Genomic DNA, 26,402 nt, shown 5'->3' on the forward strand with positions numbered 1-26,402 from the left:
ACGTGCCGCGTTGTGGACCTCGATTCAACCGGTCGACCCGATGATCCTACGAATCTCCTCAACAAACGCCCGCCCCACCGGCACCTCAGCCCCATCATTCAACACCAGCCAATACCGACTTCCCGACGCAGCATGCAGCGTCCGCACATGCGTCAGATTGACCAGATACGACCGGTGGCAGCGCACAAAGTCCGGCGGTAGCACGGCAGTGAGACTCGCCAGCGATTTGTCATGCAGCTCACTCCGCCCATCGCGCAAACGTACTTCGCTGTAGTCCCCATCAGCGCGAATCCAGAGCACATCGGCCAGCTCCACCATCGCCGTCCCCTGCGCATGCCAGATGCCCAGGTAACGCGCCGCCCCGGACCGATACCGCCCAACATCCAGCAGCCGCTCGAGCGCTTGCCCCAGCCGTTCGCGAGAGAAAGGCTTGGGCACAAAATCCAGCACCCCATGCTCAAACGCCTCCAGCGCCCGCTCCCGATGCGCGGAGACCACCACGCAGTGGTATCGGCCAGCCACCACGCGCTTCAGCAGGTCGAAACCATCCTCCCCACCCAGATTCAAATCCAGCAGCAGGCCGTCATACACGCGGCGCTGCAGCCGGTCACCCGCGGCGTCCAGGTCGGACACGGCATCGAATCGGGCGCGACTGCCAGCCAGTTCGGTGCACAACCGCATCAGCCGCTGGCGGACCAGCAGTTCATCCTCGACGATCAGGATGCGCATGTCAGCTCCATGCGGCCGTACCAGTCATTGCCATCGGGACCTTGTTCAAAGCACCAGCCTTCCGGGCAGGTGGCGGCCAGGCTTGCCTCGATGTAGCGGGTGCCCGTGCCTTGCCCGCGATGCGGGGCAGTGCCGCGTGCACTTCGCAGTTCCAGTAGCCAACGGTCGCCCTCGCGTTGGATACGCAGGTGGAACGGATGCCCGGCACACGCCATCGCCCCCGCATGCGTGAGGGCATTCTCGACCTGCGCATGCAGCACGCCGGGCGGCAGCCACAGGCCGGTGTGCTCGCCCTCGACCTCGAAACCGATGTGGCGATCCAGCGCGAGTCCGACGATGTCCAGGTGGTTGCGGCACAGCGCCAGCTCTTCTTCCAGCAGCACGCTGGGGCGGGTGCTGCTTTCGCGCAGGCGGTCGAACTGCTCGGCCAGGGATTCGACAAGATGGCTGGCGCGCATCGGCGCCTGTTCGATCAGTTCCTGCAGTCCGGTGAGGGTGTTCATCAGCCAATGCGGGTGGATGCCCCGTTGCAGCAGTTGCAGCGAGAGGTGGGTGCGCTCTTCGCGCAGCTGCGCGTTGTGGTGGTCCAGCATCCGCAGCTGGGCGGCGTGGCGGATCAGCAGAAAGCCCATCAGCACCGCCAGGAACAGGAAGTAGGGGCCATCGAGGAAGATGCCGCCGGCCAAGGGCACGGCCAGCGCACCTGCCACGACCAAGGTCAGGATCGGCCAGCGCTCGTCCGTTTCGCTGCGGGCGCGCAGCAGCACGCAGGCGGAGGTCAGCAGGCTGAGCAGCAGCAGCGCGGCGCCGCGGCCATCGAAGCTGGGCACGAAGGCCGCCAGCGCCAGCAAGGTGGCGAGATAGGCGACGCGCGCTGTCTTCGGTACCGCGACCCCGAAACGACGCACCAGGTAAGCCGGCAGCAGGATCGCTGCGGCGAGGTGCAGCAGAAGCAGCATCAGCAGCCGCGGACCGTGCCACGGGTAGGCATACCCGACCAGCGGCCGCCATGCTTCGACCACGGGTAGCGCAAGGCCGACGACGCCCAAGGCGAGCAGCAGGCGCGCGCCCGGCACACGCGGGCGGCCGCGCTGTGCGGCGAGGAAGTACAGGCACGCCGCGCCGAGTGCACCGGTGGCAAGGGCGGCGATCAACCACGGTCCGAAGCCGTGGCCGTAGATCGAAGCGGCTGGCCCGACGGCAACGAAGGCATCCGCGCCGCGCGGCGTGAGCCACTGATGATGGCTGGAGGCAAGCAGCACCAGCGCATCGGTGCTGCCGGGCGAGGAGGGCGGCAGCACGCGGATGATGTCCACCTGTCCCGGCTGCTCTTCGTGCGCATTGCGGCCGACTTTGCCATTGGCAGCCAACGGCTGGCCGTTCCAGAGGGGCTGGCTGGCGGCGCGCACCGAGATGCGCAGGGCACGGTCGGCCGCGTCGTGGGCTGGCGGCGCAGGCACGCGCCAGCGCAGCCAGTAAGGGCCATGCCACTGCACCAGCTCGCGTTGGTTGGCCGGTTGCCACTCCACTGTTGTCGGTGGTGCGGTGGGTAATGCGCCATCAGCGCCCAGCGTGGCGATCGCCATTTCCCGGGGTTCGTAGTAGCGAACGCCCGGCGGAGGTGCGGCCAGCAGCAGCCATGCAGCGACCGCGATGAGCAGGACGGCGAGGGCGGTCAGGGTGCGTGGGATCTGCATGGGCCCATCGTATCGGTTGCACGGAGTCACTGGACCACCGCCTGGAGCTGTTCGGCGGACGGGCGCTCCCCGGTTGCATTGGGCGAGGTGATGCTGGCGGCGCAGTGCATGCGCCGCCCGTCGGCGCCCGGTTCGCCCTTCCTCCTGCCCGGAGTCCGTCATGTCCAACGTCCCGCTGTTGCTGTTCCGTTCTTCTCCTTCCGGCCGGCACCTGCGGATGACGCGGTGGGCGGCGCTGTGCCTCGCCCTCGTCGGCGCGTCGCCCGTGCTGGCCAGTGATGCGCCGGCGCCGCTGGTGTTCACTCCCTATGCGTTCGAGACCCAGAAGCACGGCACCATCGCGGCCGAAGCGGGCTACCTGGAGGTGCCGCGTCGGCACGCAGACCCCAACGGACCGCGCATGCGCCTGCGGGTGGTGCGCCTGCCGGCGAATGGTGGCGATGGCCGCGCCGCACCGGTGGTCTATCTGGCTGGCGGCCCGGGTGGTTCGGGGATCGGCACCGGGCGCGGACCGCGCTGGCCGGTGTTCGATCAGGTCCGGCGCGAAACCGACGTGCTGCTGCTCGACCAGCGCGGGGCGGGTGAGTCCGAGCCGCCGCCGCCGTGCCCGCACGAGCACACGTTCGACGATGCACAGCCGCTGCAGCGTGATGCTGCACTGGCCGCGCTGCGTGACGTGGCCGCCCGCTGCGTAGCGTACTGGCGGGAAGCAGGCGTGGATCTGGGCGCCTACACCACCGCCGAGAGTGCCGGCGACCTGGAGGACCTGCGGCATGCGTTGAAGGTGCCCAAGATCAGCCTGTGGGGCATGAGCTACGGCACCCATCTGGCGCTGGCCACGGTGCGCCTGCACGGTGCCGGTCTCGACCGGGTGGTGCTGATGGGCACCGAAGGGCCTGACGACACGTTGAAGCTGCCGCTGTCGGCCGACGCGCTGCTGGCGGAGCTGGGCGCGTTGGCGAAGGGGGCCGGATTCGACGATCTGACCGGCTCGGCCACGCGCGTGCTGGCAGCCCTGCGCGAGCAGCCGCGTCAGGGCCGCAGTGTCATGCATGGCGGCAAACCGGTGATGATCGGGGCGTACGACGCGCAGCTGGCGATCACCGCCTGCCTCGGGCGCCGGATGACCCAGCAGTGGCTGCCGCTGATCCTGCGCGAGGCCGAGAACGGCGACTACGACCTGCTGGCGGCGATGGTCCTGCTGCTGCGCAGTGAGCATGGCAGTTATGGCGCGATGCCGCTGGCGATGGATGTGGCCTCCGGGCAGAGCCCACAGCGCCGCGCGCTGGCCGAGGCGCAGGCACGCGAGAGTCTGTTCGGCGATGCACTGAACTTCCCGTTCCCGGCGCTCGGGGATGGGCTGGGACTGATCGATCTCGGCGACGCCTTCCGCGGCCCGCTGCGCAGCGACGTGCCGGTGCTGTTCATCAGTGGCACGTTGGATGGACGCACCCCGCCGGCCAACGCCGAGGGGCTGCGGCCGGGGTTCAGCGACCGCCGCACGCTGCTGGTGCGCGGCGCAAGTCATGACAATGAGATGTGGCTGGGCAATCCGGCCATCGCCGCGGGCATCGCCGATTTCCTGGCCGGGCGGGCGGTGGGGGATGCTGAGCTGGACGTGGGGCCACCGGTATTCGCCAGGAGCAAGAGCGACCTGGTGGATCCGCGGCGGCGCTGAGGGCTGCCCGGACGTGTGGCCGTGTGCAGGCGCTGTGGACCGGCCGAGGTGTATGGTTTCGGCTGGTCCCGGCGCTTGCGCCCACCCAGGAGGACGCGATGACCGATTCAGCGCTGGCACCCGTGCACGGCACGCCCGACGATTACGGTGACACGTTGTACCGGGTGTATTTCGAAGTGGGCGAGTGGGAGGGCGTCGCGCGCGATGCGATCACCACGTTTCTCGTCGAGCGCGCCAGCGACCATCCTGCCTTTGAATTCGACGCCTCCCTGCTGCACGCGCGTCCACAGGGTTACGAAGTGGACTTGCCGATGCAGCTGATTCCCGAGGTGGTGCGGGCGCTGGCCGCGCGCAACGTGGCGGTGTACCAGGTGGTCAGGCTCGGTAGGGTCTAGGCGCGCTGCTGGAAGGCCAGGGGCATCGCATCCGTGCTGGCCTTGGCGCTATCCTTCCGCCAGCTCCAGCCGCACCCTGCGCGCTGGCCTGACCGATGCACTCAACCTGGATAGAGGCAGCAATGGCGGATCCTTACAACAGCGGTGGCCGCGCAGGCCCTGCAACCCGGCTCGATGATGCGATGGTGACCACGGCGATGGAACTGCCCGGTTTCCGCGTGGTGCGCAGCCTGGGCGTGGTACGTGGCATCACCGTGCGTTCGCGTTCGATCGTGGGCAACTTCCTCGGTGGCCTGCAGACCATCTTCGGCGGCAATATCACCATCTATACGCAGCTGTGCGAGCAGGCGCGCGAAGAGACCTACCGGGACATGTCCAACCATGCGCGGCTGCTGGGTGCCAACGCGATCATCGCGATGCGCTATGACGCTACCGACGTGATGACCGGGCTGACCGAAGTGCTGTGCTATGGCACCGCGGTGATCGTCGAGCCGACGCACGTCTAAGGTTCTCGCGTGCGATACGCCCTGAGTATCGCAGCAAGCTGTCATCGGTATTGGCATCCGCACTGCCCATGGCGGATGCTGTCCACATGACGATCAATGACACACTCTCTTTCGCCGGGCAGATTGCCCTGGTCACCGGCGCCGCAGGTGGCCTCGGCTTCGCCTACAGCCGGTTGCTCGCACAGCGCGGCGCGCACGTGGTGATGCAGGATGTGGGCGCCGGGCGGGATGGCATCGGTGCCGATCCGCAGCGGATCGATCAGGCGGTCGCGCGCCTGCGCGCAGAGGGCCTCGCTGTCGAGGCCAGCCATCATGGCATCGATACGCGCAGTCAGGCCGCGGCCCTGGTCGGTGGCATTCTGCAGCGACACGGCCGTCTGGACGTGATCCTGCACAACGCGGGCTGGGTCGAGTACCAGCAGATCGACGCGGTGGACGAGGAACGTTTCGACCACATGATGGCGGTGGCGGCCAAGGCGCCGCTGTGGCTGGTGCAGGCCGCATGGCCGACGATGCAGGCGCAGGGGCATGGCCGCATCGTGCTGACCACCTCCGACCGCGCGCTGTACCCGCAGTACGTGCAGCATGGGCTGGCTGCGTATGCAGCGGCGAAATCGGCGGCGGTCGGGATCGTCAACGTACTGGCAGCCGAGGGCGAGGCGCACGGCATCGTGGTCAATGCCGTGTCGCCGGTGGCCAAGACCCGCATGTGGGGCGTGGACGGCGAACCGGATGAGCTCCATCCAGAGAGCGTGGCGCCTGGCGTCGTGTTCCTGGCCTCGCGCGCTTGCAACGAGGGCGGCTGGATCCTGCGTGCCAGCAACGGGCAGTTCCATGCCACCCGACTGGCCGAGGCCGAGGGGGTGAGTTACCCACGTGATCTGCAGGCAGTCTCCGCCCGCAGTGTCGAGGACATCGCCGCGCAGTGGCGCGGCATTGCCAAGCCGGCTGTCGAGCCCCGCTGACGCCACGCACCTGCGCGTCCTGTGCGGATGCACCCGCGCCGGCTCAGCGCGTGCGTTTCACCCACGCACGTACCACCAGCGCGATCAGTGCGGCGAATACCAGCCATGAGATCACGTCGAACACCCCGTCGCCGATCAGCGCGCTGACCAGCCCGACCACGCTGGCCAGTGCGATCCACGCCGGGGCGATGAACGGGCTGCGCGGTGGTTTCAGCGGCGCGCTCATGCGGCACCGCCGTTCTGCGCGGCGCGCTCGATCTCGCTGACGCGTGCGTCGGTACTGCCACGCTTCACCCACAAGTACAGGCCGCTGATCAGCACCGCGATGGTGAGCAGATCCAGCAGCGCCCACAGCACTTTCAGCGGCAGTTTGCCGTAGTCGCCGAAGTGCAGCGGCTGGCTCAGCAGCAGCACGCTCATGTAGGTCGGTAATTGCGGCTGCGCGGTGAGTTCGCCGGTCTTGGCATCGATCAGCACCGGGCGGTACAGGCGCTCGGTGAGGGCGGTGCTGCCCTGCATGAACACCCCATAGTGGTGGTCGCCGCTGTAGCCGGTGCCCGGGAAGCTGACGAAGGCCGGGCGCATGCCGGGCTCGGCGGCGCGTGCGGTGTCCACGGCGGCCTGCAGCGACGCCAGCGTATCCGGCCGTGGCTGCCCGGCGTAGCGGGCCGCGAACTCGCCGAGTTGTTCGCTCTGCCAGGCCTGTTCCAGCGGCTTGGCGATGGTATTGATGGCACCGGTGATGCCCACCACCAGTGCCCAGCCGAGGGTGACGATGCCGAGCACGTTGTGCAGGTCCAGCCAGGCCAGGCGGCGGTTGCGGCCGGTGCGCAGCGTGCCGAAGCGCTGCTTGCGCATGAACGGGCCATACAGCACCAGGCCGGAGATGATCGCCACCGCGAACAACAGCCCCATCGCGCCCATGAACAACATGCCGGGCAGGCCGAGGAAAAGATCGGTGTGCAGGCGGTACAGGAAGTACATCACGCCTTCGTTGAACTGCGCGGCCGGCAGTACCTCGCCGGTGGTCGCGTGCAGCAGCGCGGTGTGCATCTGCGGTGGCGGGGTGTCCGGACGTGCACCGGTGTTGACGTACACGGTGGGTGCGTCCGGATCCCAGCCGACGAACAGCGGCACATCGCCGGGATACTGCGCCAGCGCGGTGCGCACCTGCGCGTCCAGATCACGCGGCGTGGCATCGGCCGCCGTGGTGGCCACCTCCGGCTCGCTGAGGTGCGCGATCTCTTCGCCGAACACCAGCGGCAGGCCGGTCAGGCACAACAGCAGCAGGAACAGGGTACAGACCAGGCTGGTCCACTTGTGGATGACGAACCAGGTCTTGATGGTGGCACGTTGCATGAAGGCTCTCTGGCGATGGCTGGAGGCACACGGTGTTGCAGGAACGGTGGCGGAACTCAGAAGCGGTAGCTGATGGTCCCGGTCACGGTGCGCGGGTTGCCGGTGAAGCAGTCACCGAAGTTGCGGCACGGGGCGAAGTATTTCTTGTCGCTCAGGTTGGTGATGTTCAACGCCATCGTCCAGTCGGTCACCTGCAGCTCGAACAGGCCATCGACCAGGGTGTAGCTCGGCGTGCGGATGAAGCCGCCATAGCCCAGCGACTGCGTGTTGCCGACATAGCGTCCACCCAGGCCGATGCGCAGGCGGGCGGCATCATCGAGCTGGAAGCCTTTGGCCAGCCACACCGAGGCCAGTTCCTGCGGCGTGTCGTTGAGGCGCTGGTCCACTTCCAGGGCGAAGTTGCTCTTGGTCACCTTGGCCTTGTTGCGCGCATAGGCGGCGGTCAGGGTGATGTCCCGCGCGAACTGGAACTGGCCTTCCAGCTCCACGCCCTTGGACTGGATCTCACCGGTCTGGATGACGTTGAGCACGTCTTCGGGATCGTTGGTCTGGCGGTTGGTCTCGGTGATGCGATACACCGAGGCGGTGATCAGCATGTTGCGGGCCGGCTGCCACTTCACGCCGCCCTCGGCCTGGTGGCCGCGCATCGGCACGAACGCCTTGCCGTAGTTGTCCTGGCCATTCACCGGCAGGAACGATTCGCTGTAGCTGATGTAGGGCGACACGCCACCGCCGACGTCGCCGATCAGGCCAGCGCGGTAGGTGGTGGCATTGTCGGTCTGGCTGGGCAGGCCTTCGGTCTTGCTGCGCGCATGGTCACGCCGTGCGCCCAGCACCAGCGAGACACGATCGGCCCAGCGGATCTGGTCCTGCACGTACACGCCCAGCTGGGTAGTGCGCTGGTCGGGCAGGGCGTTCCAGCCGTTGATGGTCACGCCGGTGGAGACCGGGGTGTAGATGTCGATCGGCGTGGGCGTGGCATCCAGCCCGGCCGATTCCTCCCGGTAGTCGGTGTAGTCCACGCCAGCCAGCAGCAGGTGCTGGAACGCACCGGTGGCGAAGTCGAACTGGAACGCCGTATCGCTGGTCAGCACGCGCACGTCCGGGCGCACGCCGTAGGCGTTGCGGTTGACCACGCGCTTGTCGGCATCGATGAACGGATCCAGCGGGTTTCTGTAGGTGTCCGGATACAGCTCGCGGAACTCGGTCCTGCCATCGAGGTAACGCACCGACGAGCGCAGGCTGACGGTGTCGCTGAAGCTGTGGTCGAACAACGCGGTGACGCTGTAGACGCGCGAATCGAGGGTGTCGAAGTCGTGGTCGCCGAGGAAGGTGGACGGGTCCAGGCGCGGCCGGCCGGCCGGCGCGTTCAGGGTGGCCACCACCGGCAGGAACTGCTGGCTGGAGGCGGTCCTGTCGTGCTGGTAGCTGGCCAGCAGGGTGAGGGTGCTGCGCTCGCCGCGCCAACTGATCGAGGGCGCGATGTAGATGCGGTCATCGTCGACGCCGTCGGTCTGCATGCCGGCGTCGCGCACCAGGCCGACCACGCGGCCGGCGATGGTGCCGGCGTCGTTGAGCGCGCCACCGACGTCAGCCTGGAACTGCCGGCGGTCGAAGTTGCCCAGCTGCACGCCGAGCTCGCCCCCGATGTCGCCGAAGGTCGGGCGCTTGGTCATGGCGTTGATGATGCCGCCGGTGGCGCCTGCGCCGTACAGCACCGAGGACGGGCCACGCAGCACTTCCACCCGCTCCAGCCCGTACACCTCGGTGCGCGCCATCGGGTTGAAGCCGTAGCTGCGGCGCAGGCCATCCAGGTATTGGACCGGATCCAGGCCGCGCACCGTGCTGCCATCGCTGCGGGTATCCAGGCCGTAGGCATCGGCGGTGATGCCGGCGCTGTAGCGCAGGGTTTCCTGCAGGTTGTGCGCGCCGCGGTCGGTGAACAGGCCGCTGGTGACCACGCTGATCGCCTGCGGGGTCTGGGTCAGCGGGGTATCGGTCTTGGTCGCGGTGCTGGCGCGCTCGGCCACCACCGTTACCGCGTCCATGGTGCGGGCGGCGTCAGCCTGCTGGGCCTGGGCGAGGGCAGAGGCCAGCAGGGTCGGGACGGCAAACATGAACAGCAGCGGGCGGCGGCACGGCAGCGAGGCAGGCATCGGGAAGGGTCCGGAAAGGCGGTCGCGACGGATTATCCGGATGCGGAGTGGGAATACAAATGATTCTCACCCTCCAATCGCCCCTTCCTTCGTTCAGCGAAGGCCCTCGGCCGCGCAGCGGATGCTCAGCCATGCGCCACCCCCGGGGGCATCCCCGGCGCGGACCCGGAAGCCGTGCAGGCCCGCGATCGCGGCCACGATTGACAGGCCCAGGCCGAAGCCCTCGGTGGGCTCGCCGCTGCTGCCGCGGAAGAAGCGCTGGTAGATCAGGCTGCGATTCTGCGCAGGAATGCCGGGGCCGTTGTCGATCACATCGATGCGCGGTGCGCCGTGATCCTCCACCGCGCGCAGCACGATCCGGCCCCGCGCCGGGGTGAAGTGCAGCGCGTTGGAAAGCAGGTTGGCCAGCGCTTCGAACAGCAGCTCGCGGTCGCCCCACAGCGTATCCACCTGCGGATCGATCTCCAGCAGCAGCTGCTGGTCCTTCTCCTCGGCCAGTGGCAGGTAGAACTCGTGCAGTTCCTGCAGCAGTTCGGCGGCATCGAGCTCGACGAAGGCGGAGCGGCGCTGGTGGCTTTCCAGTTCGGAGACGCGCAGCAGTGCACCGAAACGCGCCATCAGCCGGTCGGTTTCGGACAGCGCCTTGTCCAGCTGGGCGGCGCGCGGATCGTCCTCGTCCAGCCCGACACGGGTGCGGTAGAGATGCGCGCGCAGGCGGGTGAGCGGCGTACGCAGATCGTGGGCGATGCTGTCGCACACGCCTTTGACCTCGGTCATCAGCTGCTCGATGCGCTCGAGCATGGCATTGACGATGCTCGACAGGCGGTCGATCTCATCGGGGCGCCCGGACACCGGCAGGCGCTGGCCGAGATCGCCGGCGATGATGCGGTTGGTGGCGGCCTCGATCTGCTGGATCCGCTTGAGCGGACGCCGGCGCAGGATATGCCAGCCGGCCACGCCGGGAATGATGGTCAGCGACACGCCCCACAACAGTGCATCGAGGATGATGCTGTTGACCGCGGTCAGCTTGCCGTTCTGGCGGACGAACACCAGCAGGCGACCATCCCGTGTTTCCACGCCGAGTGCGCGGCCGGATTCCCTGCGCACGCCCTCGTTCAGTACCCAGCCGTCCACCGGTTGTGCACGCCCGTCCAGATGCAGCCCGGCCGGGATGGCCACCAGTGGCCCGGCCAACGGCCGACCCGACGCGCTGAAAATGCCATACGCGTAGACCTGGTGGAGGTCATAGCGGAGGCTGTCGCGCAATGCATCATCCAGCGCCTGGCCCTCGAATTTGACGAACAGATGCGCGCGCTGCTGCAGCCCGGATTCGGACAGGTCATTGAGGTAGTCCGAGACCCGCCAGTACATCACCCCCAGCAGTACGCTGGACCAGGCCACGAACAGGACGCAGTACAGGCCGAGCAGCCGGCTGCTGGAGGAGCGCCACTGGTCAGACATGGTCGTCCAGGACATAGCCGGTGCCCCGCACCGTCCGGATCGGCTGCTCCCGCCCGGGCTGATCGATGCGTTTGCGCAGCCGGCCGATGTGCACATCGATCAGGTTGGTGCCGGGGTCGAAGTGATAGCCCCACACTTCCTGGAACAGCATGCTGCGGGTCACCACCTGGCCGGCATTGCGCACCAGGAACTCCAGCAGCTTGAACTCGGTGGGCAGCAGCGCGATCTCCTCGCCGGCACGGCGGGCCGTGCGGGTCATCAGATCCAGCTCGAGGTCGCCGGCGCGCAACAGGCTTTCCGCGACAGGGGGCTGGCCGTGGCGACGGATCAGCACTTCCACGCGGGCGGCCATCTCGTCGGACGCGAAGGGCTTGGTCAGGTAGTCGTCGCCGCCCGCGCGCAGGCCGCGGACCCGCTCATCCACATCGGACAGTGCACTGATCATCAGCACCGGGGTGGTGATGCCCTGGCGGCGCAGGGCAGTGACCAGGGCCAGGCCATCGATGCCGGGCAACATGCGGTCCAGGGTGATCACGTCGTACTCACCGCTGCGTGCCAAGGTCAGTCCCTGGCTGCCATCGGCCACCTGGTCCACCTCGAATCCATGGCTGCGCAACTCCATGGCAATCTCCTGCGCCGTGACCAGGTCGTCTTCGATGGTGAGTACGCGCGGCATGGGCACATTCAGTCCGGGGTGCAGCGCATCCTCGCAACCACCGGCGGGGACTGCAAATGAAAAATGTTTCACGGGCAATCGCCCGGGCTGCCTTCTATATTCGCCCCGAACGCCTGGAACCCCCGACCGCATGACCCGTCCGCCTGCTCTTTCCCGCTCCGCCGCCTGGCCACTGCCACGGCCCGTCCGCGCCGTGCTCTTCATGCTCGTCGTGGTGACGCAGCTGGGTGCCTGCGGCAACGATGCGGCCAAGGCGCCGCCTGCACCGCCGGAGGTGACGGTATTGACCCTGCAGACCCGCGCGCTGGCGTTGGCCCAGGAATTGCCCGGGCGTACCGTGGCATCGCAGGAATCGGACGTACGCCCGCAGGTGGCCGGCGTGCTGCTGTCGCGGCTGTTCGAGCAGGGGGAAATGGTGAAGGCTGGCCAGCCGCTGTTCCAGATCGAGCCGACGCTGTACCAGGCATCGGTGAACGAAGCGCAGGCCAACGTCAGGACCGCCGAAGCAACCGCGGTCGCCGCGCGGCTCCGCGCCGAGCGCATGCAGGCGTTGGGCACGCAGCAGCTGGCCGCCCGCCAGGACGTGGACGATGCGATCGCCACGCATCACCAGGCGGAGGCAGCGGTGCAGGCTGCGCAGGCCGTACGCGACACCGCGCGCGCCAATCTGGGTTTCGCGCGCGTGGTCGCGCCCATCTCCGGGCGTATCGGGCGTGCGCTGTTCACCCCCGGCGCGTTGGTGACGTCCGGCCAGGCCGAGCCGTTGGCGCGGATCCAGCAGGTCGATCCGATGAACGTGGACATCACCCAGTCCAGCAATGAGTACCTGGCACTGCGCCGTGCGATCGCCGATGGAGGCGTGCAGGCGACTACCGCGCCGGTGCACCTGAAGCTGTCCGACGGCACCGACTACGCGGTGGCCGGCACGCTGGAGTTTGCCGACATCGACGTCGATCAGCAGACCGGCAGCATCACCCTGCGCGCGCAGTTCCCGAATCCGGACGGGCAGCTGCTGCCCGGCATGTATGTGCGCGCCCAGGTCGGGCAGGGTACGCGCCAGCAGGCGCTGCTGGTCCCGCAGGCGGCGGTGGACCGCAGCCCGCGCGGCGACGCCCAGGCATGGGTGGTCGATGAGCAGGGGCGGGCACGCCAACGTACGTTCACCACGGCCCGGGCCGTGGGCGACCAATGGCTGGTGCTGGACGGCATCCGGTCCGGCGAACGGGTGGTGGTGGGCGGTGCGCAGGGGCTGGCCGACGGGATGGCGGTGCGCGTGAAGGCCGCGCCCGCACCGGCCGGCAAGGACTGAGCGCATGCTGCCGCGCTTCTTCATCCATCGCCCGGTCTTCGCCTGGGTCCTGGCCATCTGCATCATGGCCTTCGGTGCGATCGCCGTGACCCAGCTGCCGGTGGAGCAGTACCCGGACATCGCGCCACCCCAGGTCAACATCACCGCCAACTACACCGGCGCCTCGGCGCAGACGGTGGAAGACAGCGTCACCCAGGTGATCGAGCAGCAGATCAAGGGCATCGATCACCTGCTGTATTTCTCCTCCACCAGCTCGTCTTCGGGCCAGGCGCGGATCACGGTCACGTTCGACCAGCGCGCCAACCCGGACATCGCCCAGGTGCAGGTGCAGAATGCCGTCAACCAAGCCATCAACCGGCTGCCACAGGAAGTGCAGCAGCAGGGCGTGACCGTGGCCAAGTCGCAGGGCGATTCGCTGATGGTGGTGTCGCTGTATGACACCAGCCGGCGGCTGGAACGGGTGGACGTGGCGGACTTCCTGATCAGCAACGTGCAGGATCCGATCAGCCGGATTCCGGGCGTGGGCGAGATCAATGTCTTCGGTGCACAGTACGCGATGCGCGTCTGGCTGGACCCGCACAAACTGCGCGCGTTCGGCCTGATGCCCTCGGATGTGCGCAGTGCCATCCAGGCCCAGAACACCCAGGTGACCGCCGGTGAACTGGGCGCGCAGCCGGCTGCGGCCACGCAGAGCCTCAACGCCACCGTGACCGCGCAGTCGCGGCTGCAGACCGCCGAACAGTTCCGCGCGATCATCCTGCGTACGCTGCCCTCGGGCGCGGCGGTGCATCTGAGCGATGTGGCGCGGGTGGAAATCGGCGCGGAGAGTTACCAGACGACCAGTTTCCTCAATGGCTACCCGGCCTCCGGTTTCTCGGTGACGCTGGCCTCCGGCGCCAATGCGCTGGAAACCGCCGATGCGGTGCGCGCCGAGATCGAGCGCCTGCGCCCCAGCTTCCCGCCCGGGCTGGCGGTGGCCTATCCGCGCGACAGTACGCCGTTCGTGCGGGTCTCCATCGAGGGCGTCATCCACACCCTGATCGAGGCGATCGTGCTGGTCGTGGTGGTGATGTTCCTGTTCCTGCAGAACCTGCGCGCCACCCTGATCCCGGCGATCACCGTACCGGTGGTCCTGCTGGGCACGTTCGGCGTGCTGGCGGTGGCCGGGTTCACCATCAACACCTTGACCCTGTTCGCGATGGTGCTGGCGATCGGCCTGCTGGTGGACGATGCGATCGTGGTGGTGGAGAACGTGGAGCGCATCATCCACGACGAGCACCTGCCCCCACGCGAAGCGACCGAGAAATCGATGGGCGAGATCACCGGTGCACTGATCGGCATCACCGTGGTGCTCGGCGCGGTGTTCCTGCCGATGGCATTGTTCGGCGGTTCCACCGGCATCATCTACCGGCAGTTCTCGATCACGATCGCTTCGGCGATGGCGCTCTCGGCACTGGTCGCGCTGACGCTGACGCCGGCGCTGTGCGCGACCCTGCTCAAGCCGTCCAGCGCGCAGAAGCCGCCGGGCCGCTTCTTCGCCTGGTTCAACCGCGGCGTGGAGCGCAGCCAGAACGGCTACCGCGGCAAGCTGGGGGGCATCGTGGCGCGCCCGCGGCGCTGGATGGCCCTCTACCTGCTGCTGGTGATCGGCATGGTGGTGTTGTACGCGCGCATGCCGACCGGCTTCCTGCCGGTGGAGGACCAAGGACAGGTGACCTTCCAGTTCTCCACCCCGGAGGGCACGCCGATGGCGCGCACCGAGGCGCTGGGGGAGCAGATCAGCCGCTATTTCATGGAGCATGAGAAGGACAGCCTGGACGTGGTGTTCGTGGTGGTCGGCCGCAACAACGCCGGTACCGGCCAGAACGCGGGCCAGGGGTTCATGGCGCTCAAGCCGTGGGCCGAGCGCGATGCCAGGCACAGCGCCGGCGCGATCATCGCCCGCGCCAACGCCTGGTTCCGCAACCTGCCCGATGCGAAGGTCAACGTGCTGGCGCCGCCGGCGGTGCGTGGGCTGGGACAGTCCAGTGGTTTCGAGTTGTGGCTGCAGGACAACAGCGCAGCTGGCCGCCCGGCGCTGCAGACCGCGCAGGAAAACGTGGTGCAGGCGGCCAGCGATGACGACCGGCTCACCTCGGTGCGGCTCAACGGGCTTGGCGACAAGGCCGAGCTGCATCTGGACATCGACCAGGCGCAGGCCAGCGCGCTGGGCCTGGCCCAGGCCGATATCAATTCAACCCTGTCGTCGGCCTGGGGTGGCACCTACGTCAACGACTTCCTCGACCGCGGCCGGGTCAAGCGCGTCTATGTGCAGGGCGACCAGCCCTACCGCAGCGTGCCCGACGACATCGGCCAGTGGTACGTGCGCGGCAGCGACGGGCAGATGGCTTCGTTCGCCAGTTTCGCCAGCAGCCATTGGTCGCGCGGGCCGCAACTGCAGCAGCGTTTCAACGGCCTGCCGGCGATGCAGATCCAGGGCAGTGCGGCCGAGGGGCGCAGTTCGGGCGAGGCGATGCAGACCATGCAGGCGCTCGTGGCCGGGCAGCCCGGGTTCGCGCTGCAGTGGAGCGGGCTGTCGTACCAGGAACAGCTGTCCAGCAACCAGACGCTGTGGCTGTACGCCGCTTCCATCGCCTTCATCTTCCTGTGCCTGGCCGCGCTCTATGAGAGCTGGTCGGTGCCGGTGGCGGTGATGCTGGTGATTCCGCTGGGGGTGATCGGCACGGTGATCGCCACCACCGCGGCAGGCTTCGTCAACGACATCTACTTCCAGGTGGGCCTGCTGACCACGATCGGACTATCGGCCAAGAACGCGATCCTGATCGTGGAGTTCGCCGAGGCCGAGTACCGCGCGGGCAGCTCGGCGGTGGAGGCGGCCCTGAAGGGCGCCCGCCTGCGCCTGCGACCGATCGTGATGACCTCGCTGGCGTTCGTGGCCGGCGTGATCCCGCTGGCCCTGGCGACCGGTGCCGGCGCGGTGAGCCGGCGCGAGATCGGGGTCAGCGTGATCGGCGGCATGGTGTCCGGCACGCTGCTGGCGATCCTGCTGGTGCCACTGTTCTTCGTGCTGGTGCGACGACTGGGCAAGGACCGGTCGGAGCCGCAGGCAGAACCCTGAACCGCGGGACGCCGCGCACCCCCGATTTCATCTTTTTGACCCATTCCGTTCACGGTTTCCATGCCGGCGCGCCATTAGCGTAGATCGTCCCCACAGCGCTTGGAGACACGCCATGAATCCCCTGCAGACGGTCGCTCGGACCATGCGAAACGGGCTGGAAGAAGTGGCGGCGCTGCTGGTCGGCCAGCGCGCCGAGTCGCTCCGTCAGGACGATACCGCCGCACCCGGGGTCGGCATCCCGATGCCGCGCCGGTTGCCGCTCAAGCGCCCGCTGCTGCATGGGCGCAAGGGCATGGCCCCGTGGCAGAAAATCGGCCCGGGTCGCCGCTAGGGGCGTGTGGCATCGGCGGGGTGGTTGACCCCGTCGTTGACCGGCACCTCGCCGATAGCAAACGGATTGATCCCGTCCAGACAGCCGACGTTGTAGCCGAATTCATCCGGTGAAGAGCGGCGCTGATGATGCGTATAGATGCCGCACACGCCGCAGAAGTGGTGGCGGGCCACATGCGTGTTGAACTGATACAGACGCAGCTCGCCATGACCCTGCACGATCTCCAGATCGGCGAGCTTCACCGAGGCCACGATCGCGCCGCGGCGCCGGCACATGGAGCAGTCGCAGCGGCGTGGCGAGACCACGCCGTCCGGCAGGTGCAGGCGCAGGACCACCGCGCCGCAGTGGCAGCGCAGCAGATGGTGGCGCTGGATGGGCACCCCGCCGATGGTGGTGAGTCCCTGCATGGGTGACGCTTCCTGGCAGCCACTGGTGGGGCAAGTATGCGATCCCGCTGGCGGGCGAAGCCAGCGGGTGGCCGGGTCCGGGAGTGAACGCCGGCCGAAGCTGAACAGGCTCGACATGCGGCGCACACAGGGGTTATGGCTAACTAGGGCCCCGGATAGACGATGGATCGATGCGTGAAGAAGGCAGGACGATGGGGGCTGGCGCTGCTGATGCTGCTGGCGGCGCTGTGGATCACCGGTTTGCTGGCCTACCAGCTGCCGGGGCCGGGCGGGTTGCGGTATCTGCTGGTCGGCCTGTGGGTGGTGTTCGCCGTCACCGGTGCGGTCGGCGTGGCGCGTGCACGCGCCGGACGCTGGCCGGGCGTGCTGTACGGCGTGGCACTGGTTGCCTCGGGCATCTGGTGGCTGCTGCTCACCCCGCGCCAGGATCGCATCTGGGCCGATGATGTCGCCCAGCGCCTGAAAGTGGTCGAGGTTGACGGCCCGCGTGTGGTGCTCGACAACGTGCGCGACTTCACCTGGCGCAGCGAGACCGACTATGACGCGCGCTGGGTGCGCCGCGAATACAACCTGGACCAGCTGCGCTCGGCCGACCTGATCCTGTCCTACTGGATGGGGCCGGCGATCGCGCACACGCTGATCTCCTTCGGCTTCGACGACGGCCGCTACCTGGTGTTCTCGCTGGAGATCCGCAAGGAGCGCGGCGAGTCGTTTTCCGCGCTGGGCGGATTCTTCCGCAAGTTCGAGATGACCCTGGTCGCCTCGGAGGAAACCGACATCGTGCGCACGCGCACCAATGCGCGTGGCGAGGATGTGTATCTGTACCGCCTGCACGGCATGACCCAGGCGCAGCTCAAGGCGCTGTTCGTGTCCTACCTCGGCGAGGCCCGCAAGCTCGACGCCGCGCCAGCGTTCTACAACACGTTGACCAGCAACTGCACCACCATCGTGTACGAACTGGCCAAGCAGATCGCGCCGGGCCTGCCGATGGATTACCGGCTGCTGGCTTCGGGCTACTTCGCCGAGTACGCGCGCGATCTGGGCGTGCTCACGCCCGGCGTACCGTTCGAAACGCTGAAGGCGCGCGGGCGGATCACCGAACGTGCGCGGGCGAGCAATGAGAACGATGATTTTTCACGGGTGATCCGCCGGGACGTCCCGGGGACAGGGCAGGGAAGCGTTCCATGATGTCCACAGTGAAGATGTTCCCGCACCGCGCGTTGCCGCTGCTGGCCGTGGTGCTCTCGCTGCTGCTCTCCAGCGGCTGCGCGATGGTCACCATGAAGCAGGTGGCCCCGACCGAGTACCTGGCCAACAAGCGCGGCGACGTGCTGACCTCGGGCAAGCTCAGTGCCGCCTCGCAGGAAACGCTGAGCGTGATCGGCATGGACGTGGCGCAATGCGAGAAGGATGTGGTCGCCTGCCAGAAGACGCTGGAAGACACCGACGTCCTGCCCGAGGAACAGCGGCTGTCGGCACAGTCCGAGCTGTGGGTGAAGACAGCGCTGGCACTGACCCCCAAGCCCAAGGACCGCGAGAAGACGCCGATGTCCGATGCGGCGCTGGATGCGTGGCTGGAGGCGGCGCGCTATGCCTATGCCTACCTGTTCTTCAGCGGCCGAACGCCCTCGGACCGCGCCTTCGAGGATCGCCAGACCCAGGTGCGCGACTACTACAACTACGCCGCCGAACAGACCGCCTCGGTGGTGTTCAAGCGCAGCCGCGAGAGCGCACTGGAAGGTGAGGATTACAACGCCGCGGTGGCCGGTGAGCGCTGGACGCTGACCTCCGATTTCGATGAGCTGCGCATGCAGAGCATCCCGACCCGGATGGTGTCCGCCTCGGCGGTGAGTTTCGCCGGCCTGCGCAGCACCTACCGCCGCGACGGCTTCGGGGCCGAGCTTGTGGTGATCATGGACCCGCCCAAGCTGGTCGCGCCGACCGATGGCGGGAAGGCGGAGATTCCGCAGTACAGCGAGATGTCGGCGATCAATGCCACCGCCCTGCTGCGCTTCAAGGGTGACACCCTGCAGCAGGTGCTGGACACCACCCAGGTGTTGTTCGATGTGTACTCGCCCGAGTCCACCGAGAGCGTGGACCTGCACGGTGAGAAAGTGCCGCTGGCCGGCAACTTCACTGCGGCCTACGGCCTGTGGCTGGCCCAGTCCGGCTTTGCCACGCAGTCGCTGCGCACCCTGTTCGGGATGAGCGAGGGCATCGGCGCGCCGCACATGTACCTGATGCAGCCGTGGGATCCCAACCGCCGCATCATCTTCATGCTGCACGGGCTGGGCAGCAGCCCGGAAGCCTGGGTGAACGTGGCCAACGAGATCATGGGCGATCCCGAACTGCGCCGGCATTTCCAGGTCTGGCAGGTCTACTACCCGACCAACGCGCCGATCGCACTGAACCGCTACGAGATCAACCAGGCCTTCAACAACACGCTCAAGCACTTCGACCCGAACGGCAGCACCCCGGCGGCCAAGGACATGGTGTTCATCGGCCACAGCATGGGCGGCGTGCTCGCGCGGCTGCTGGTGACCTCCTCCGGCGATGTGCTGTGGAACGACCTGCTGGCCAACTACGAACTGAAGGGCGAACGCCTGAAGCGGGTCGAAGCCAAGCTCGGCCCGCTGCTGCATTTCACCGCCGAGCCGAACGTGGAGCGGGTGATCTTCATCGCGGCCCCGCACAAGGGCACCGATATCGCGGGCAATCGGCTGGGGCGCCTGATCGGCCGGCTGGTGCGCCTGCCGATCACGATCCTGGGCAAGTTCGAGGATGTGTTCCTGACCCTGCAGGAATCCGAATCGGCCAACAGCACCACCAAGCTGCAGATTCCCAACAGCATCGACAACCTCAAGGCCAGCGATCCGTTCGTGAAGGCGGCCGGTGCACTGCCGATCATGCCGGGGCTCAAGTACCACTCGATCATCGCCCAGCGCAAGCCGGACGTGCCCCTGCTGCAGTCCGACGATGGCCTGGTGCCGTACTGGAGCGCACACCTGGATGGCGCGGTGTCGGAAAAGGTGATCATCTCCGGGCACAGCGTGCAGGAAACCCCGCAGGCCGTGCTGGAGATCCGCCGCATCCTGCGTGAGGATCTGAAAGAGGTCGGCGACACGCATCCATGAGGAGGCGTGGCCGACCCCGGCTCAGATGCGTCGCGCCACCACCACGCTGAGCATCGCCAGCACCAGCATGATCGCGAAGGTCAGCAGGTAGCCGAGCGCCTCCCGGCCCTCCAGGAACAGTGCGAACAACGAACCGGATACCGCCAGCGTGGTCGCCACGCCAAGCGCCTCGCTGAGCTGCAGGGCGGAGGTGTTGGCGCCCTGCTGGGCCGGCGGCGACAGCGACAGGGTGAGCACCGACAGGCTGGGATAGATCAGGCCCATGCCGAGTCCGGTCAGCACCCAGCCCACCATTGCCGACCACAGCGGCACACCCGGCTGGATCGCCAGCGAAGTGGCCAGGATGCCGACGCACATCAACAGGGCACCGGCCTGCAGCAGGTGCCGGCGCGACCAGCCACGCTGCTGGTGACCCTGCAGCCACGAGCCGGAGAACCAGCCCAGCGCACCCAGGCTCAATGCCACGCCGGCCACGACCGGCGTCAATCCCCGCTCGCGCTGCAGCAGCAGCGGCAGGAAGGCTTCGCAACCGAAGAACGCCGAGGCCGCGATGCCGCGCAGGGCGATCACGCTGGGCAGGCCGCGGCGCAGGCGCAGCGTACCGGTCGGCAGCAGCTTCCAGCTGCACAGGGCGAGCAGCGCAAGGGCGGGCGCCAGCAGTGCGATGGCGAGCCATCCCTGCTGCTGTCCGCCGATGTACAGCGCCAGCGCGCCGAAGGAGGCGCCCACTGCCCAAGGCACTACGTTGCGCCCACTGCTGCCGATGGCCACCGTGCCGACCTGGCGCAGGGCCGGGCGCAGCAGCAGTGCCGCCGGGATCGCCAGCAGCGGCACGATCAGGAACACCCAGCGCCAACCCAGGTGCTGCACGATCAGGCCACTGATGCTCGGGCCGATCAGCGAGGGCACGACCCAGCCGGCCGAGAAGGCGGCGAACACGCGCGGCCGCATCGGCTCGGGGAACGAGCGCCCGACCAGCACGTACAGCGCTACGGAAATCGCGCCCGCCCCCAGGCCCTGCATCAGGCGGCCCAGCACCAGCACCGGCATGTGCTGGGCGAAGCCGGCCACCAGCAGGCCGGCAACGAAGCAGGCCAGGCCCAGCCACAGCGGGCGTGCCGGGCCACGCTGGTCGCTCCAGCGACCGGACAGCGTCATGCCGATCACGCTGGTGGCCAGCGTGCCGCCGAACGCCAGCGCGTACAGGCGCAGCCCGTCCAGGTCATGGGCGACGGTCGGCATCGCCGCGGCCACCGCCAGGGCTTCGAAACCATGCAGCGAAACCAGCGCGACCATGCCGATGGTGGTCGCACGGTAGGCAGGGGACAGGATCGAGGGGATCGGGGCGTCCTCCACCGGAGCGGTGGCGGGCGGAGCGGAGGCGTCAGCGGACATGCGGATTCCAGACATCGGGGGAAGGGCCGGGCTTGCAGAGCAATCCAGCAGCGCGCAGGATGCGACCTGAACCATGGTTGAGGTCAAGCAGTGATCGCGCAGGAACTGAGTGTAGGCGAAGTCGCCAAACGGAGCGGCGTGGCCGTATCGGCGTTGCATTTCTACGAACGCAAGGGCCTGATCCGCAGCCTGCGCACTGCCGGCAACCAGCGCCGCTTCGCCCGCGACGTGTTGCGCCGGCTGGCGGTGATCCGGGTCGCCCAGCGGGTCGGGATGCCGCTGGAGGCGGTGGCGACCGCGTTCGCGGCCCTGCCGGAGAACAAAACGCCGACCAAGGCCGAGTGGGCCAGGATGTCGGCGCTGTGGCGCAGTGAGCTGGACCAGCGCATCGAACAGTTGCTGCTGCTGCGCGACCAGCTCACCGACTGCATCGGCTGCGGCTGCCTGTCGTTGAAACGCTGCCGCCTGACCAATCCCGGCGACACGCTGGGCGATCAGGGCGACGGCCCGCGCCGCTGGGAGTAGTGCCGGCCGCTGGCCGGCACCGCCCTCACCAGACGGTGAACACCTGCCCGCTCTGTATCCCTTCCACGCTGCGCTGGTAGGCCAGCGACGCGCGCTGTGCGGTCACCGCTTCGAAGCCGGGGAAGTACGCGCCGTAGTCGTCCATCGATTCGACCAGCACGTTCGGGCTCACCGCGTTGATGCGCAGCCCACGCGGCAGCAGTTCGCAGGCCGCCGCGCGCACGAAGCCCTCGAGCGCGGCATTGGCGGCCGTGGCATTGGCGCCATCCCGGATCGGCTGGGCACTGATGATGCCGCTGGTCAGGGTGATCGAGCCGCCGGTGGTGAGATGATGCTGCGCCGCCAGGCTCAGCCGCACTTGGCCGAGCAGTTTGTCCTGCAGGCCGAGGTTGAAGTCGGCGGCCCGCATCTGCGCCAGTGGGCCGAAGTGCACCTGGCCGGTGGTCGCGATCACCGCATCGACCTTGCCCACGTTCGCGAACAGCGCATGCACGCTGGCGTCGTCGGTCAGGTCGACCTGCACGTCGCCGCCGTGGCGACCGGCGCGGATCAGTTCGTGATGGACGCCGAGCGTGCTGGCCACCGCCTGGCCCAAGGTGCCGCTGGCACCGACAAGAAGGATCTTCATGTGCATGTCTCCCGTAAACGTAGGGGTAGCGCCACGCCATGCGTGGCTGCGCTTGTCGTCAATCGTTCGCCGCCGACAATGCCTGCCCACGCGTCGTCGCCGCGTCGATCGCGCGGGCCACGATCGCTTCGAAGCCATCGCCCTGGAAGCTTTCGATCGCCGCCTGGGTGGTGCCGTTCGGCGAGGTCACGCGGCGACGCAGCTCGGCCGGGGCTTCACCGGATTCGTCCAGCATGCGCGAGGCGCCGAGCAGGGTCTGTACCACCAGCGTGCGGGCCGCTTCCGCCGGCAGGCCCTGGGCAATGCCGGCGGCCTCCATCGCTTCGGCCAGCAGGAATACATAGGCCGGGCCGCTGCCGCAGACGGCGGTGACCGCATCCATGCGTGCTTCGTCATCGATCCAGACGGTGCGTCCGGCACTGGCCAGCACAGTGTCGGCCTGCGCGCGCTGCGCGGCGCTGACCGCGGCGGTGGCGAACAGCCCGGTCACACCGGCGCCAAGCAGGGCCGGCGTGTTGGGCATCGCGCGGACCACGGCCTGGCCACCCCCCAGCCAGCGGTCCAGCTGGCCACTGGTGATGCCGGCCGCGATGGAGACCACCAGCGGCTGCTTGGCCTGGGCGATATCGGTCAGCGAGGCGCAGACATCGCGCAGCACCTGCGGTTTCACTGCCAGCACCCAGACCGTGCCCTGTGCGGCGGCTTCGGTCGCGGATGCGCAGCTCTTGATCCCGAACTCGGCGGTCAGCGCGTCACGCAGTGCGGTGACCGGCTCGGCCACATGGATGCTGGCCGGGGCCACGCCCTGGCGGACCAGCCCGGCGATCAGGCTGCGGGCCATGTTGCCGCCGCCGATGAAGGTGATGGGGGTCGTGCTCATGAAGTCTCCTTGGAACGGGCAGGGCGCTCAGGCCGGTTGCGGGCGTGCGCCGAACAGCGCGGTGCCGATGCGGACCAGGGTGGCGCCATGGGCGATGGCCTCAGGGTAATCGCTGCTCATGCCCATCGACAGCGTATCCACCTGCGGATGCGCTGCCGCCAGCGTGGCGAACAGCGTGGCCATGCGGGTGAAGGCGGCCTGCCGACGCGCAGTGTCGGGCCACGGGGCCGGGATCGCCATCAGCCCGCGCAGGCGCAGCTGCGGCGCGGCGGCGATGGCGGCGGCAAGGGCGTCGATGTCGTCCGGCGCGCAGCCGTGCTTGCTGCCCTCGTCATCGATGTTGACCTGGATCAGCACGTTCAGCGGCGGCCGGCCGGCCGGGCGATGCGCGGCCAACGCGGTGACCAGCTTGAGGCGGTCCACGCTCTGTACCCAGTCGAAATGGCGGGCGGCCAGTTCGGCTTTGTTCGACTGCAGGTGACCGATCAGGTGCCATTCCAGGTCCAGCGATGCCAGCGCCTCGATCTTGGCCACTGCTTCCTGCACGTAGTTCTCGCCGAAGGCGCGCTGGCCCTGCGCGGCCAGGGCCTGCACGGCCTCGGCCGGCTGGGTCTTGGAGACCGCCAGCAGTACCGGATCTGGCCGCCCGGCGGCCGCGGCCGCGTTGTGCAGGTTCGTCAGGAGGGTCGGCAGGGTCTGGGCGGTCACGGCGGGTCCGGTGGATCAGGGGCTGGAGCGTATTGTGCACATCTCGCTCTATACTGCCGCCCGGGGAAAGAACCTTCCAGTCGCAGCAGTCATGGGGAGTAGCAGCGCATGGATATCGCCGAGCTGTTGGCGTTTTCTGTAAAGAACAAAGCGTCGGATCTTCATCTGTCGGCCGGCCTGCCGCCGATGATCCGCGTTGACGGCGATGTCCGTCGCATCAATATTCCGGCCTTGGACCACAAGCAGGTCCACGCGCTGGTGTACGACATCATGTCGGACAAGCAGCGGCGTGATTACGAAGAATTCCTCGAGGTCGATTTCTCGTTCGAGATTCCCTCGCTGGCGCGCTTCCGTGTCAACGCCTTCAACCAGAACCGCGGTGCGGGTGCGGTGTTCCGTACCATTCCGTCCGAGGTGCTGACCCTGGAGGACCTGGCCTGTCCGCCGATCTTCCGCGAGCTGATCGATCAGCCGCAGGGCCTGATCCTGGTCACCGGCCCGACCGGTTCGGGCAAGTCGACCACGCTGGCTGCGATGATCGACCACATCAACAAGAACGAATACGGCCACATCCTCACCGTCGAGGATCCGATCGAATTCGTGCATACCTCGCAGAAGTGCCTGATCAACCAGCGCGAAGTGCATCGCGATACGCACGGCTTCAACGAAGCGTTGCGTTCGGCCCTGCGTGAAGATCCGGACATCATCCTGGTCGGCGAACTTCGCGATCTGGAAACGATCCGCTTGGCGCTGACCGCGGCGGAAACCGGCCACCTGGTGTTCGGCACGCTGCACACCAGTTCGGCGGCCAAGACCATCGACCGCATCATCGACGTGTTCCCGGCCGGCGAAAAGCCGATGGTGCGCTCGATGCTGTCCGAGTCGCTGCGTGCGGTGATCTCGCAGGCCCTGCTGAAGAAGGTCGGCGGCGGGCGTACCGCCGCGTGGGAAATCATGGTCGGCACCCCGGCCATCCGCAACCTGATCCGCGAGGACAAGGTCGCGCAGATGTACTCGGCGATCCAGACCGGCCAGCAGATGGGCATGATGACCCTGGACCAGCACCTGCAGGATCTGGTCAAGCGCAGCCTGATCACCCGCAACCAGGCGCGCGAGTACGCCAAGGACAAGCGGATTTTCGAGTAGTGGTAGTGCCGGCCGCTGGCCGGCTCCTGAAAAACCTTCGGAGTACACCGCGATGAGCACCACCACCATCGACTTCACCTCGTTCCTCAAGCTGATGGCGCACCAGAAAGCGTCGGACCTGTTCATCACCGCGGGCATGCCGCCGGCGATCAAGGTCAACGGCAAGATCTCGCCGATCACCCAGACACCGTTGACGCCGCAGCAGAGCCGCGACCTGGTGCTCAACGTGATGACGCCGGCGCAGCGCGAAGAGTTCGAGAAGACCCACGAATGCAACTTCGCCATCGGCCTGTCCGGTGTCGGCCGCTTCCGCGTGAGCTGCTTCTACCAGCGCAACCAGGTCGGCATGGTGCTGCGCCGGATCGAGACGCGCATTCCTACCGTGGAAGAGCTGAGCCTGCCGCCGATCATCAAGACGCTGGCGATGACCAAGCGCGGCATCATCCTGTTCGTCGGCGCGACCGGTACCGGCAAGTCGACCTCGCTGGCAGCGATGATCGGCTACCGCAACCACAACTCGACCGGCCACATCATCACCATCGAAGACCCGATCGAATTCGTGCACAAGCACGAAGGCTGCATCATCACCCAGCGCGAGGTCGGCATCGACACCGACAGCTGGGAAGCCGCGCTGAAGAACACCCTGCGCCAGGCGCCGGACGTGATCATGATCGGCGAGGTGCGCACACGCGAGGGCATGGACCATGCCATTGCCTTCGCCGAAACCGGCCATCTGGTGCTGTGCACGCTGCATGCCAACAACGCCAATCAGGCGATGGACCGCATCATCAACTTTTTCCCGGAAGATCGTCGCAACCAGCTGCTGATGGATCTGTCGCTGAACCTCAAGGGCGTGGTCGCGCAGCAGCTGATTCCTTCGCCGGACGGCAAGACGCGCAAGGTCGCGATGGAGATCATGCTGGGTACGCCGCTGGTGCAGGATTACATCCGCGATGGCGAGATCCACAAGCTCAAGGAAGTCATGAAGGATTCGGTCCAGTTGGGCATGCGGACCTTCGACCAGAGCCTGTTCGAGCTCTACCAGGCCGGCGAGATCAGCTACGAAGACGCACTGCGCTACGCCGATTCGCAGAACGAAGTGCGCCTGCGCATCAAGCTCTCTCAAGGCGGCGACGCACGCACGCTGTCGCAGGGCCTGGACGGGGTGGAGATTTCCGAAGTCCGCTGAGCCGGGGCAC

The 26,402-nt window shown here is 67.7% G+C and carries 24 protein-coding genes; 12 read left to right on the top strand and 12 right to left on the bottom strand.

Features of this window, described 5'->3' with window-relative positions; genetic code table 11:
- Positions 1–24: 24 nt before the first annotated feature.
- Positions 25–729, bottom strand: a complete 705-nt coding sequence (locus AC07WC_RS02665) for a LytR/AlgR family response regulator transcription factor (protein WP_495208624.1) — start codon at positions 727–729, stop codon at positions 25–27.
- Entirely contained in the window at positions 717–2,426 is a 1,710-nt protein-coding gene (locus tag AC07WC_RS02670) for a histidine kinase (protein ID WP_495208625.1), read from the bottom strand. The genes AC07WC_RS02665 and AC07WC_RS02670 overlap by 13 nt, the downstream gene beginning before the upstream one ends.
- Positions 2,427–2,586: 160 nt before the next feature.
- Between AC07WC_RS02670 and AC07WC_RS02675 the strand changes: the two genes are divergently transcribed.
- From AC07WC_RS02675 to AC07WC_RS02690, 4 genes are all read left to right on the top strand, one after another.
- Positions 2,587–4,104: an alpha/beta fold hydrolase gene (locus tag AC07WC_RS02675; RefSeq protein ID WP_495208626.1), complete on the top strand. Its 1,518-nt coding sequence runs from the start codon at positions 2,587–2,589 to the stop codon at positions 4,102–4,104.
- Positions 4,105–4,202: 98 nt separating this feature from the next.
- On the top strand, positions 4,203–4,499 hold the full coding sequence (locus AC07WC_RS02680; protein WP_495208627.1) for a hypothetical protein: 297 nt from the start codon (positions 4,203–4,205) through the stop codon (positions 4,497–4,499).
- 122 nt (positions 4,500–4,621) lie between these two features.
- A complete protein-coding gene (locus tag AC07WC_RS02685) occupies positions 4,622–5,005 on the top strand; it encodes a YbjQ family protein (RefSeq protein WP_121043079.1) in 384 nt (127 codons plus the stop codon).
- A gap of 86 nt (positions 5,006–5,091) precedes the next feature.
- A complete protein-coding gene (locus AC07WC_RS02690; protein ID WP_495208628.1) occupies positions 5,092–5,970 on the top strand; it encodes an SDR family NAD(P)-dependent oxidoreductase in 879 nt (292 codons plus the stop codon).
- A gap of 43 nt (positions 5,971–6,013) precedes the next feature.
- Here the strand turns inward: AC07WC_RS02690 and AC07WC_RS02695 are convergent, their stop codons facing one another.
- The 5 genes from AC07WC_RS02695 to AC07WC_RS02715 form a co-directional block, all read right to left on the bottom strand.
- Positions 6,014–6,196 carry a hypothetical protein gene (locus tag AC07WC_RS02695; protein WP_495208629.1) on the bottom strand — a complete coding sequence of 61 codons (183 nt, stop codon included), beginning with the start codon at positions 6,194–6,196 and terminating at the stop codon, positions 6,014–6,016.
- Positions 6,193–7,329 carry a PepSY-associated TM helix domain-containing protein gene (locus AC07WC_RS02700; protein ID WP_495208630.1) on the bottom strand — a complete coding sequence of 379 codons (1,137 nt, stop codon included), beginning with the start codon at positions 7,327–7,329 and terminating at the stop codon, positions 6,193–6,195. The genes AC07WC_RS02695 and AC07WC_RS02700 overlap by 4 nt, the downstream gene beginning before the upstream one ends.
- A gap of 56 nt (positions 7,330–7,385) precedes the next feature.
- On the bottom strand, positions 7,386–9,485 hold the full coding sequence (locus AC07WC_RS02705; RefSeq protein WP_495208631.1) for a TonB-dependent siderophore receptor: 2,100 nt from the start codon (positions 9,483–9,485) through the stop codon (positions 7,386–7,388).
- Positions 9,486–9,578: 93 nt separating this feature from the next.
- A complete protein-coding gene (locus tag AC07WC_RS02710) occupies positions 9,579–10,946 on the bottom strand; it encodes a sensor histidine kinase (protein ID WP_495208632.1) in 1,368 nt (455 codons plus the stop codon).
- A complete protein-coding gene (locus tag AC07WC_RS02715) occupies positions 10,939–11,622 on the bottom strand; it encodes a response regulator transcription factor (RefSeq protein WP_495208633.1) in 684 nt (227 codons plus the stop codon). The genes AC07WC_RS02710 and AC07WC_RS02715 overlap by 8 nt, the downstream gene beginning before the upstream one ends.
- Before the next feature lie 202 nt (positions 11,623–11,824).
- On the opposite strand from AC07WC_RS02715, the gene AC07WC_RS02720 reads away from it, so the two are divergent.
- From AC07WC_RS02720 to AC07WC_RS02730, 3 genes are all read left to right on the top strand, one after another.
- Entirely contained in the window at positions 11,825–12,931 is a 1,107-nt protein-coding gene (locus AC07WC_RS02720) for an efflux RND transporter periplasmic adaptor subunit (RefSeq protein ID WP_495208634.1), read from the top strand.
- Positions 12,932–12,935: 4 nt separating this feature from the next.
- Positions 12,936–16,049, top strand: a complete 3,114-nt coding sequence (locus AC07WC_RS02725; protein WP_495208635.1) for an efflux RND transporter permease subunit — start codon at positions 12,936–12,938, stop codon at positions 16,047–16,049.
- A gap of 112 nt (positions 16,050–16,161) precedes the next feature.
- A complete protein-coding gene (locus AC07WC_RS02730) occupies positions 16,162–16,380 on the top strand; it encodes a hypothetical protein (protein ID WP_143592064.1) in 219 nt (72 codons plus the stop codon).
- Here the strand turns inward: AC07WC_RS02730 and AC07WC_RS02735 are convergent.
- Positions 16,377–16,787, bottom strand: a complete 411-nt coding sequence (locus AC07WC_RS02735; protein ID WP_495208636.1) for a GFA family protein — start codon at positions 16,785–16,787, stop codon at positions 16,377–16,379. The two genes, AC07WC_RS02730 and AC07WC_RS02735, sit on opposite strands and share 4 nt — an antisense overlap.
- Before the next feature lie 210 nt (positions 16,788–16,997).
- Between AC07WC_RS02735 and AC07WC_RS02740 the strand changes: the two genes are divergently transcribed.
- Together AC07WC_RS02740 and AC07WC_RS02745 are read left to right on the top strand one after the other, a co-directional pair.
- The gene (locus AC07WC_RS02740; RefSeq protein WP_495208770.1) at positions 16,998–17,975 is read left to right on the top strand and encodes an Lnb N-terminal periplasmic domain-containing protein; all 978 of its coding nucleotides are present in this window, start codon (positions 16,998–17,000) and stop codon (positions 17,973–17,975) included.
- A complete protein-coding gene (locus AC07WC_RS02745; protein ID WP_495208637.1) occupies positions 17,972–19,921 on the top strand; it encodes an esterase/lipase family protein in 1,950 nt (649 codons plus the stop codon). The genes AC07WC_RS02740 and AC07WC_RS02745 overlap by 4 nt, the downstream gene beginning before the upstream one ends.
- Positions 19,922–19,942: 21 nt before the next feature.
- Here the strand turns inward: AC07WC_RS02745 and AC07WC_RS02750 are convergent, their stop codons facing one another.
- Complete coding sequence (locus AC07WC_RS02750; RefSeq protein WP_495208638.1) at positions 19,943–21,316, bottom strand: MFS transporter; 1,374 nt, start codon at positions 21,314–21,316, stop codon at positions 19,943–19,945.
- Between the two features lie 90 nt (positions 21,317–21,406).
- On the opposite strand from AC07WC_RS02750, the gene soxR reads away from it, so the two are divergent.
- The gene (gene soxR / locus AC07WC_RS02755) at positions 21,407–21,841 is read left to right on the top strand and encodes a redox-sensitive transcriptional activator SoxR (protein WP_172838051.1); all 435 of its coding nucleotides are present in this window, start codon (positions 21,407–21,409) and stop codon (positions 21,839–21,841) included.
- Between the two features lie 25 nt (positions 21,842–21,866).
- Here soxR and AC07WC_RS02760 read toward each other — a convergent pair whose 3' ends face one another.
- From AC07WC_RS02760 to AC07WC_RS02770, 3 genes are read right to left on the bottom strand one after another with little or no spacing between them, the layout of a single operon-like run.
- Entirely contained in the window at positions 21,867–22,469 is a 603-nt protein-coding gene (locus tag AC07WC_RS02760; protein WP_495208639.1) for a short chain dehydrogenase, read from the bottom strand.
- Positions 22,470–22,527: 58 nt separating this feature from the next.
- Positions 22,528–23,349: a pyrroline-5-carboxylate reductase gene (gene proC / locus AC07WC_RS02765; protein ID WP_495208640.1), complete on the bottom strand. Its 822-nt coding sequence runs from the start codon at positions 23,347–23,349 to the stop codon at positions 22,528–22,530.
- Positions 23,350–23,376: 27 nt separating this feature from the next.
- On the bottom strand, positions 23,377–24,057 hold the full coding sequence (locus tag AC07WC_RS02770; protein WP_495208641.1) for a YggS family pyridoxal phosphate-dependent enzyme: 681 nt from the start codon (positions 24,055–24,057) through the stop codon (positions 23,377–23,379).
- A gap of 108 nt (positions 24,058–24,165) precedes the next feature.
- Between AC07WC_RS02770 and AC07WC_RS02775 the strand changes: the two genes are divergently transcribed.
- The gene (locus AC07WC_RS02775; protein WP_019185385.1) at positions 24,166–25,203 is read left to right on the top strand and encodes a type IV pilus twitching motility protein PilT; all 1,038 of its coding nucleotides are present in this window, start codon (positions 24,166–24,168) and stop codon (positions 25,201–25,203) included.
- Positions 25,204–25,255: 52 nt separating this feature from the next.
- Entirely contained in the window at positions 25,256–26,392 is a 1,137-nt protein-coding gene (locus tag AC07WC_RS02780) for a PilT/PilU family type 4a pilus ATPase (RefSeq protein WP_495208642.1), read from the top strand.
- Positions 26,393–26,402 lie beyond the last annotated feature (10 nt).

Source organism: Stenotrophomonas sp. GW821-FHT01H02A, from assembly GCF_059422145.1.

What these genes read in the sequence shown, in the direction of transcription:
- AC07WC_RS02745 (WP_495208637.1), top strand. Translation starts at nt 17,972, where the DNA reads ATGATGTCCACAGTGAAGATGTTCCCGCACCGCGCGTTGCCGCTGCTG.
- AC07WC_RS02680 (WP_495208627.1), top strand. Translation starts at nt 4,203, where the DNA reads ATGACCGATTCAGCGCTGGCACCCGTGCACGGCACGCCCGACGATTAC.
- AC07WC_RS02690 (WP_495208628.1), top strand. Translation starts at nt 5,092, where the DNA reads ATGACGATCAATGACACACTCTCTTTCGCCGGGCAGATTGCCCTGGTC.
- AC07WC_RS02735 (WP_495208636.1), bottom strand. Translation starts at nt 16,787, where the DNA reads ATGCAGGGACTCACCACCATCGGCGGGGTGCCCATCCAGCGCCACCAT.
- proC (WP_495208640.1), bottom strand. Translation starts at nt 23,349, where the DNA reads ATGAGCACGACCCCCATCACCTTCATCGGCGGCGGCAACATGGCCCGC.
- AC07WC_RS02700 (WP_495208630.1), bottom strand. Translation starts at nt 7,329, where the DNA reads ATGCAACGTGCCACCATCAAGACCTGGTTCGTCATCCACAAGTGGACC.
- AC07WC_RS02760 (WP_495208639.1), bottom strand. Translation starts at nt 22,469, where the DNA reads ATGAAGATCCTTCTTGTCGGTGCCAGCGGCACCTTGGGCCAGGCGGTG.
- AC07WC_RS02775 (WP_019185385.1), top strand. Translation starts at nt 24,166, where the DNA reads ATGGATATCGCCGAGCTGTTGGCGTTTTCTGTAAAGAACAAAGCGTCG.
- AC07WC_RS02730 (WP_143592064.1), top strand. Translation starts at nt 16,162, where the DNA reads ATGAATCCCCTGCAGACGGTCGCTCGGACCATGCGAAACGGGCTGGAA.
- AC07WC_RS02725 (WP_495208635.1), top strand. Translation starts at nt 12,936, where the DNA reads ATGCTGCCGCGCTTCTTCATCCATCGCCCGGTCTTCGCCTGGGTCCTG.
- AC07WC_RS02715 (WP_495208633.1), bottom strand. Translation starts at nt 11,622, where the DNA reads ATGCCGCGCGTACTCACCATCGAAGACGACCTGGTCACGGCGCAGGAG.
- AC07WC_RS02685 (WP_121043079.1), top strand. Translation starts at nt 4,622, where the DNA reads ATGGCGGATCCTTACAACAGCGGTGGCCGCGCAGGCCCTGCAACCCGG.
- AC07WC_RS02720 (WP_495208634.1), top strand. Translation starts at nt 11,825, where the DNA reads ATGCTCGTCGTGGTGACGCAGCTGGGTGCCTGCGGCAACGATGCGGCC.
- AC07WC_RS02695 (WP_495208629.1), bottom strand. Translation starts at nt 6,196, where the DNA reads ATGAGCGCGCCGCTGAAACCACCGCGCAGCCCGTTCATCGCCCCGGCG.
- AC07WC_RS02780 (WP_495208642.1), top strand. Translation starts at nt 25,256, where the DNA reads ATGAGCACCACCACCATCGACTTCACCTCGTTCCTCAAGCTGATGGCG.
- AC07WC_RS02750 (WP_495208638.1), bottom strand. Translation starts at nt 21,316, where the DNA reads ATGTCCGCTGACGCCTCCGCTCCGCCCGCCACCGCTCCGGTGGAGGAC.
- AC07WC_RS02705 (WP_495208631.1), bottom strand. Translation starts at nt 9,485, where the DNA reads ATGCCTGCCTCGCTGCCGTGCCGCCGCCCGCTGCTGTTCATGTTTGCC.
- AC07WC_RS02675 (WP_495208626.1), top strand. Translation starts at nt 2,587, where the DNA reads ATGTCCAACGTCCCGCTGTTGCTGTTCCGTTCTTCTCCTTCCGGCCGG.
- AC07WC_RS02740 (WP_495208770.1), top strand. Translation starts at nt 16,998, where the DNA reads ATGCTGCTGGCGGCGCTGTGGATCACCGGTTTGCTGGCCTACCAGCTG.
- AC07WC_RS02710 (WP_495208632.1), bottom strand. Translation starts at nt 10,946, where the DNA reads ATGTCTGACCAGTGGCGCTCCTCCAGCAGCCGGCTGCTCGGCCTGTAC.
- AC07WC_RS02665 (WP_495208624.1), bottom strand. Translation starts at nt 729, where the DNA reads ATGCGCATCCTGATCGTCGAGGATGAACTGCTGGTCCGCCAGCGGCTG.
- AC07WC_RS02670 (WP_495208625.1), bottom strand. Translation starts at nt 2,426, where the DNA reads ATGCAGATCCCACGCACCCTGACCGCCCTCGCCGTCCTGCTCATCGCG.